This is a genomic window from Actinosynnema sp. (assembly GCF_052038725.1).
In genome coordinates this window covers 1-1,878 of record NZ_JBQGCX010001294.1, presented here as the reverse complement: position 1 = coordinate 1,878, position 1,878 = coordinate 1, and the positions used below count along the sequence as shown (strand labels likewise).

The 1,878-nt window shown below is 73.4% G+C and carries 1 protein-coding gene; it reads right to left on the bottom strand.

The features are described 5' to 3' along the window. Positions 1 to 474: 474 nt before the first annotated feature. Positions 475 to 1,743, bottom strand: a complete 1,269-nt coding sequence (locus ACTUAL_RS27345) for an acyltransferase family protein (protein WP_440902257.1) — start codon at positions 1,741 to 1,743, stop codon at positions 475 to 477. Positions 1,744 to 1,878 lie beyond the last annotated feature (135 nt).

The window sequence follows — 1,878 nt, the reverse complement described above, 5'->3', positions numbered from 1 at the left end:
CCAGAACGTCAACGCCGGCTGGGAGGCCGCCCAGGCGGACGAGTCGCTCACGCCGGTCACCGTCGACGGCTGGCAGCAGGGGTGGCTGCTGGAGTCCGACGACGTGGTCGTCACCGAGTTCGCGCCGGACCGCGGCTACCGAGCCGGCCTGGCCGCCGGGGCGCTCGCCCTGCTGGCGCTGGTCGCGTCGCTGGTGCTCCTCGGGCGCCGCCGGACGCCGGACCCGGCCCCGCTCGAGGCGCGGGTCGCCACGCCGCTCGTGCTGGTGCCGTTCGCCGTCGCCGGCTTCGGCCTGGTCGCCGGGTGGGCCGGGGTGCTGGTCGCCGCCGTCGCCGTCCCGGTGGTCCTGCTGGTCGACCGAAAGCTGCCCGAGCTCTCAGCCGGGCTCTTCGCCGTCCCGTGCCTGGCGGCCGGCGCGGTCTACGCGCTTCGGCCGTGGGGCCAGGACTGGGCGGGCAACCTCGCCTGGCCGCACTACCTGCTGCTGGTCTCGCTCGCGTCGGCGCTCGCGGTGCTGCCGCTCCGCCGGCCCGGGCGGCCCAGGCTGCCGAAGCTCACGTTCTTGAGGCGGAGCGCGGGCCGCTCGACGACGCGGTAGGTCAGGTCGGACACCACCAGGCTGATCACCAGGGTGATCACCCAGACCTCGAGCGCGTGACCGCCGAAGATCGGCCAGTCGGTGACCCACCACACGAACTGCAGCACGGACATGTGCAGGCAGAACAGGCTGTAGGAGATCCAGCCCATCCGCCGGAGCCACAGCCGGCCGAAGGTGCGCGGGTAGCGGCGGCCCTCGACCGCGAAGACGCCCGACCCCACCAGCAGCACGCCGATGGCGGCGTACAACAGGTTCTTGGTGAGGGACTCCGCGGGTGTCAGGGGTGCGAGCAGGGTCGGTCCCGCGAGCGGGGTCGCCGACACCAGGAAGACGCCGAAGGCCGCCACCCAGCACACGCCCGACTGGGCCCCGGCGGCAGCGATGCCCGAGACGACCCGGCCGGGGGAGCGACCCTCGCGACGCGCGTGGTCGAGCAGCAGCGTCACCAGCGCCAGGCCGATGCCCAGGGCGAACCAGATCAGGTACGCCGGCAGCCACTGGTGCGGCGACCCCGCGCTGTGCTCGCCGACCCGGTCGGCGCCGTCGAGGTGCCACCACGCGGCGAGCGCCGACAGTCCCGCCAGCACCGCGAGCACGCGCCAGACCCGCAGGCTGCGGCCGACGGCGACCAGCATGATCAGGGGGAGCGCCAGGTAGAAGGTGACCTCGACCGCCAGGCTCCACATGTGGGTCAGGCCGTAGGGCAGGGCCGGGTCGACGAAGGTGTTGAGCATCAGCAGCGTCGTGACCCAGTCGGTGAACCCGAGGCCGCTGTTGCGCTGGATCAGCCCCAGCGCGACGACGACCGCGACGACGTAGACCGGCCAGATCCGCAGGAACCGCTTCCAGAGGTAGCGGCGGGTGTCCGGCTGCCGGCCGCCGGGCAGGCCGCGTGCGAGGAACGGCCGGGACAGCAGGAAGCCCGACAGCACGAAGAAGATCGCGACGCCCACGTCGAGCCGCGCGAGCATCACGCCCCAGACGCCGTGGGCGACGTAGGCGCCGGACTCGAACGCCGTGTGCGTGGTGAGCACGCAGAGCGCCCCGACGGCCCGAAGGGTGTCGAGGACGACGTACTGGTCGGCGGTCTCGGGCGGAGGCGGGACGATCTCCGCGCCGAGCGAGTGGTCCGCGGTGGAGGTCACAGCTCGCCCGCCGGCTCGGGCTCGCCGACCACGATCTCGTCGATGCAGACGGTCGTGCCGGGCTGCGCGCCGCTGAACACCACCGAGTCGAAGCCGCCGTCGACGTGCACGAACAGGCTGTTGAGTCCCCGGGAC